Annotated in this window: 1 protein-coding gene and 3 pseudogenes; 3 read left to right on the forward strand and 1 reads right to left on the reverse strand. The window is 67.9% G+C overall.

Annotation, left to right across the window (positions count from 1 at the left end; genetic code table 11):
* Positions 1 to 169: 169 nt before the first annotated feature.
* A pseudogene (locus HUX53_RS43185) lies at positions 170 to 574 on the forward strand (beta galactosidase jelly roll domain-containing protein); the annotation flags it as partial.
* Positions 575 to 1117 carry a beta galactosidase jelly roll domain-containing protein gene (locus tag HUX53_RS31185; protein ID WP_176406798.1) on the forward strand — a complete coding sequence of 181 codons (543 nt, stop codon included), beginning with the start codon at positions 575 to 577 and terminating at the stop codon, positions 1115 to 1117. It begins immediately after the preceding pseudogene.
* Positions 1118 to 1123: 6 nt separating this feature from the next.
* Here HUX53_RS31185 and HUX53_RS31190 read toward each other — a convergent pair.
* Positions 1124 to 1887 (reverse strand): annotated as a pseudogene (locus HUX53_RS31190) (helix-turn-helix transcriptional regulator).
* Here HUX53_RS31190 and HUX53_RS42730 point away from each other — a divergent pair.
* Positions 1809 to 2612, forward strand: a pseudogene (locus HUX53_RS42730) (SDR family NAD(P)-dependent oxidoreductase). The pseudogenes HUX53_RS31190 and HUX53_RS42730 overlap by 79 nt on opposite strands.
* Positions 2613 to 2735: the final 123 nt, after the last annotated feature.

The raw sequence follows: 2735 nt of genomic DNA on the forward strand, positions 1-2735 counted from the left end.
AAGAGTGCGGGCCGTTGTTTTGTCTACCCCTCTCATCTAATCCACATGAATCTGTGGACGCTGTGGATTAACGACGCCCAGCCGGGCCGCCGCCCACGCCGCCAGCTCAAGCTTTTGAATTAGCCTCCTGGCCCACGCCAAAGGCCCGCGCCCCGTCAACCTCCCGTCCCTGAAGCACTGGAAAGCGCAGCAAGGCGCACCCGAGGCATCACCCACCTTCGACGACTCCACGTGGAAAGTCGCCGACCACACCACCACGGTCAGCCCGGTCAAGCCAAAGAACCTACCGGTCCTCTACGCCGACGACTACGGCTTCCATCACGGCCACGTCTGGTACCGCGGCCACTTCACCGCAACAGGCGCCGAGAAGACCGTCAACCTGAACGCCATCACCGGCAAGCACGGCATCTACCAGGTCTGGCTGAACGGCCACTACCTGGGCTCAGCCGCCGGCGGCGAGCAGAAGGACGCCGACGCCCCCATCAACGAGAACCCGGGACCGGGCACCTTCGAAATCCCGTCCAACCTCCTCCCCAAGGGCAAGAAGGCCGTCCTCTCCGTCCTGGTCGAGAACATGGGCCACAACGATGACTGGACGGCCGACGACTACCGCCAGAAGCAACCCCGCGGACTGGTCAACGCCGAAGTGACAACGAACCCGGTCACGTGGCGAATCCAGGGAACCCGAGCCGAAGACCCGCTCCGAGGTCCCCTCAGCACAGGCGGCCTCTACGGCGAACGAGAAGGCTGGCACCTACCGTCCGCCCACACCAACCGCTGGCCGTCCGCCTCGCCGACCACCCCGATCGAGCCAGGCGTCCACTGGTACAGCACGAAAACGCGCCTATCCATCCCCAGGGACCAGGACGTCCCCGTAACCCTGCACTTCGACAAAGGCAGTGGCGACTACCGAACCCTCATCTTCATCAACGGCTGGAACATGGGGGAGTACGTCAACGGTGAAATCCAGCAGGACTTCACCCTCCCCGACGGAATCCTCCACCCCCACAGCCACAACACCATCACCCTCGCCGTGATCGCAGAGACCGCGTCCCGCCCAGGAGCAGTCTCCCTGAGGGCCGCCGCGAACCTGAGAGGAGGCGTCCCGGCCCCCTGACCGACGTCACCCGGCGGCGGCCAGGCCCCGCAACGCCCGAAGAGCCTCGGCCGCCGCCCCCGTGTAGAAGATCGTCCACTGATTGCGCGCCGGATCATGCAGGGCATCGCACTCCAGGTCGAGCCAGCCGACCACCGGATGGCGGATCCGCTTGCGCGTCGAACGCCGGACCTCGACCTCGCTCTCGTCCCACAACTCCCGAAACTCAGGACTCGCGGCTAGCAGCCGCTCGACCAGCCCGCGAACCCCGGCGTCCCGTGGATACCGGGCCGCAACCGCCCGCAGGTCGGCCACGGACTCCCGCGGGGCTGCCGCCGAGCGAAGAACCGCCAAACGACGTTGCGCTCACCCTCCGGCACCGTGCCAAAGTCGCCCAGCAGCGCAGTGGCCATGGGGTTCCACGCGAGGAGGTCGTACTTGGCGTCGCAGACGAGCGCGGGAGTGTCGTCCAGCCGCTCCAGCAGATGCAGCAGCCCCGGCCGCACCTCCCGCACCGGCGCGTGAGACGGCGCCGGGACCTCGCCCGCCAGATAGTGCAGATGCGACCGCTCGTCATCGGTCAGCCGCAGCGCTCGCCCGAGCGCGTCGAGCATCTGCCGCGACGGCCGCGGCCCCCGCCCCTGCTCGAGCCGGATGTAGTAGTCGACCGACATGCCCGCCAGATGCGCGACCTCCTGGCGCCGCAGCCCCGGTGTGCGCCGCCGCCCCCGCTCCAACCCGACGTCGGACGGCTGGATCCGCGCACGCCACCGCCGCAGGAAGGCGGCCATCTCGGCCCGGTCCCCGTACTTCAGGCACCCAGTCTCGCCGCCCGGCGTCCCGTCCACCATGGGACTGCCGATACCAGCCTCAACGGTGCTCTCCCGCTTCCCACGGCCCGCAGCCATGGTGGCCCCATGACCACCAAGAAGATCGCCCTGATCCCCGGCGCCAACAAGGCATCGGCCTGGCAACGGCCGCCACGCTCGCGCAGGCCGGTCACTCCGTCCTGCTAGGAGCCCGCGACCCCGAACGCGGAGGTACCGCTGCCGCCGGCCTGACCGACCAGGGCTTGGACGCCCGCTTCGTCCACCTGGACGTGACGGACCCCGCGACGATCGCGGCTGCGGCCAAGCTGATCGAAGCCGACTACGGACGCCTGGACGTCTTGGTCAACAACGCCGCCATCACCCGCGACCAGTCGCGTCCACCCGGCGAGATGCCGGTAACCGCCGTCCGCGAGGTCTACGACACCAACGTCTTCGGCGTCATCGCCGTCACCAACGCCATGCTCCCGCTGCTCCGCCGGTCGGCGTCCGGGTACATCGGCAACGTCTCCAGCGGCCTGGGCACCTTGCATTCCTGAGCAACCCCGACGAGGAAATCGCCCAGTACGCGAACGCTCGGCTACAACTCGTCCAAAGCGGCTCTGAACGCCATAACCCTGATCTACGCCAACGCCCTACGCGACTCGGGCATCAGAGTCAACGCCCTCTCACCAGGCTTCTGCGCGTAGCTATTCAGCCTGAGTTGGCGTCTGCCCGGGTTGTGCCTGGTTGCCTGGGGTTGATCTTGCAGAGGTTGCCCGAGATCATGGGTGGGTGCCCGAGCCCGCCGAGCAGCCCGAGGACGGCCTGAA

This window comes from Actinomadura sp. BRA 177 (assembly GCF_013372625.1).
Classification (GTDB): Bacteria; Actinomycetota; Actinomycetes; order Streptosporangiales; family Streptosporangiaceae; genus Spirillospora.